This is a genomic window from Curtobacterium sp. B8, assembly GCF_000333315.1.
Taxonomy (GTDB): Bacteria; Actinomycetota; Actinomycetes; order Actinomycetales; family Microbacteriaceae; genus Curtobacterium; species Curtobacterium luteum.
The window spans coordinates 1-3209 of record NZ_BACW01000661.1; the positions used below are offsets into that span (position 1 = coordinate 1).

General features: G+C 70.1%; 3 protein-coding genes. All 3 read left to right on the forward strand.

What is annotated here, in order from left to right; genetic code table 11:
• On the forward strand, nt 1–1736 hold a 1736-nt coding region (gene pepN, locus I59_RS17645; RefSeq protein ID WP_022905000.1), incomplete at its 5' end, for an aminopeptidase N.
• Nucleotides 1737–1825: 89 nt separating this feature from the next.
• A complete protein-coding gene (locus I59_RS17650; RefSeq protein ID WP_022905001.1) occupies nt 1826–2872 on the forward strand; it encodes a mechanosensitive ion channel family protein in 1047 nt (348 codons plus the stop codon).
• Nucleotides 2873–2882: 10 nt separating this feature from the next.
• On the forward strand, nt 2883–3209 hold a 327-nt coding region (locus I59_RS17655), incomplete at its 3' end, for a hemin receptor (protein ID WP_022905002.1).

Genomic DNA, 3209 nt, shown 5'->3' on the forward strand with positions numbered 1-3209 from the left:
ACGCGGGCGCGGTGACCTTCACCGAGACCTACGTGTTCCGCTCGAAGGTGACCGACGCCATCAAGGAGCGCCGGGTCGTCACGATCCTGCACGAGCTCGCGCACATGTGGTTCGGCGACCTCGTCACCATGAAGTGGTGGAACGACCTCTGGCTCAACGAGTCCTTCGCCGAGTGGGCGTCGACGATCGCCACGGCCGAGGCCACCGAGTGGACCGAAGCGTGGACGACGTTCCAGGCGATGGAGAAGTCGTGGGCGTACCGGCAGGACCAGCTGCCGTCGACGCACCCGATCGTCGCGACGATCAACGACCTCGAGGACGTCCAGGTGAACTTCGACGGCATCACCTACGCCAAGGGCGGCTCGGTCCTCAAGCAGCTCGTGGCGTGGGTCGGGATCGACGCGTTCTTCGCCGGCGTCTCGGCGTACTTCAAGAAGCACCACCACTCGAACACCGAGCTCCGTGACCTCCTCGTCGAGCTCGAGGCCACGAGCGGCCGCGACCTCTCCGACTGGTCCGCGCTCTGGCTCGAGACCGCCGGGGTGAACACCCTCCGTCCGGAGTTCGAGGTCGACGCCGACGGCGCGATCACGTCCTTCGCCGTCCTGCAGGAAGCGCCGGCGGACCACCCGACGCTCCGCCCGCACCGTCTCGCGATCGGCGTCTACGCGGCGTCCGAGGGCGGCAAGCTCGAGCGGACCCACCGTGTCGAGATCGACGTCGACGGTGCCCGCACCGACGTGCCGGAGCTCGTCGGCGTCCACCGCGGCGACCTCGTGCTGCTCAACGACGACGACCTCGCGTACGCGAAGATCCGCCTTGACGAGCAGTCCCGCCAGACCGCGATCGCGCACCTCGCCGACATCGCGAACCCGCTCGCCCGCTCGATCGTGTGGGGCGCCATCTGGGACGCCACGCGCGACGCCGAGGCCCCGGCGAGCGACTACGTCCGGCTCGTGCTCGGCAACATCGCGACCGAGACCGAGTCGACCACGATCCGCACGACGCTGTCGCAGCTGCTACTGACCGCACGCAACTACGTCGCTCCGGCGACGTCGGAGGCGACCATCCGCCAGGTCGGCGACACCCTGTGGACCCTCGCGACCGAGGCCGAGGCCGGCTCCGACGCGCAGTTCCAGTTCGTCAAGTTCTTCGCGCAGATCCCGTCCACGCCCGAACACGTCGCGACGCTCCAGGGGCTGCGCGACGGCTCGGTGACGCTCGACGGGCTCGAGATCGACACCGACCTGCGCTGGGAGCTGCTGGAGGGCCTCGTGCTCGCCGGTGCCGCGGACGGGTCGGACGTCGACGCCGAGCTCGCCGCCGACAAGACCGCGTCGGGTGAGCAGGCAGCCGCTCGCGCCCGGGCGTCGATCCCGACCGCGGATGGCAAGCTCGCCGCGTTCTCCTCGCTGGTCGACTCGGACGCGCTCCCGAACGCGATCGTGCGCCAGACCACGGTCGGGTTCCAGCACGTCAACAGCCCGGTCGTGCTCGAGGGCCTGGTGTCGAAGTACTTCGACGTCCTGACCCGAATCTGGGCCGAGCGCAGCTACCACATCGCCGACACGGTCGTCACCGGGCTCTACCCGGCACCGCTCGCCTCGGTGGAGCTGCGGGATGCCGCCCGCGCCTGGCTCGACGCCCACCCCGAGACCCCGGCACTGCGCCGCATCGTGACCGAGAACCTCGCGGGCACCGAGCGGGCACTCCGGGTCCAGGCGGCGGACGCCTGACCCGCGGGCTCCTGACCTGCTGACGACGGGCGGGGTCTCGGGGTTCCTCACGGGACGCCAAGGCCCCGCCCTCTAGCATCGATCGGATCATGCTCCTCGCCGCATCAACCAACGCAGCCGTGAACTCCGCCCTCGACGACTTCTGGAGCGTCTGGGGCAAGCCGATCACGATCGTCATCGTGATCCTCGCCGCGATCATCGTGCGCCTGATCCTCCGCCGGATGATCACCACGGTCGTGAACCGCGTGGTCCTCGGCGTCAAGAAGCGCCAGGGCACGACCGACACGCAGGCGCTCATCGCCTCACCGGTGCAGACCGCCCGCGTCGTGCAGCGCACCCGGACGCTCGGCAGCGTCCTCGAGAACCTCGCAACCGTGATCGTCGTGGCCGTGGCACTCGCGATCATCATCCCGGTCGCGATCCCGAACGCCGCGGTCGGCATCGTCGGGGGCGCCTCGCTCGTCGCGGCCGGCCTCGCCGTCGGTGCGCAGAGCATCGTGCGCGACCTGCTGTCCGGCATCTTCATGATCCTCGAGGACCAGGCAGGCGTCGGCGACGTCGTCGACACCGGGCAGGCCACCGGCGTGGTCGAGAACGTGGGCCTCCGGGTCATGCAGATCCGCGACGTGAACGGCATCCTCTGGTTCGTGCCGAACGGGCAGATCCTCCGCGTCGGCAACCTGTCCCAGGGCTGGTCGCGGGTCCTCGTCGACATCACCGTCCCGTACGACACCGACATCGACGCCGTGCAGGACGCCCTGCTCAAGGCCGCCGTCACCATGTCGCAGGAGCCCCGCTGGCGGCAGCGCATCGTCGAGAAGCCGGAGATCTGGGGGCTGCAGTCGATCACGGACGCCGGCATGGTGTTCCGGCTCGTGGTGAAGACGCGGTCCTCGGAGCTCGACGTCGTCGGACGCGAGCTGCGCATCCGGCTGAAGCGCAGCGTCGACGAGCTCGGCGTCACCCTGCCGGCGATGGCGATGATCATGCCCGCGGGATGGGAGAACGCAACGTCCATCAACGGGCTGCGCACCGTGCGGACCCAGCCGACCCCGGCCCCGACGAAATCGCGGAAGCCGAAGCGGAACCTGCTCGGCCAGGCCATCCGGACCGACGACACCGACGATGAGAAGTGAGCAGCGAGGCATGACCGACGACACCACCGCGGCGGGCGCCGCCGGGCCCGGCCGCGTGCCCGCGCAACCGATCACGCTCCGCGTCGGCGAGCACGGCGTCTCCGCCACCGGATCGCTCTACGACCGCATCGGCGGAGCCCCGACGTTCGACCGTCTGGTCCGCCGCTTCTACGAGGGTGTGCAGCAGGACGACGTCATCTGGCCGATGTACCCGGCCGACGACCTCGAGGGAGCCGTCTGGCGACTGTCCGCCTTCCTCCAGCAGTACTGGGGCGGCCCCGGCACGTACAGCGAGGAACGCGGCCATCCGCGGCTCCGCATGCGCCACCAGCCGTCC

Coding starts and splice junctions, on each gene's coding strand:
- I59_RS17650 (WP_022905001.1), top strand. CDS start 1,826: ATGCTCCTCGCCGCATCAACCAACGCAGCCGTGAACTCCGCCCTCGAC.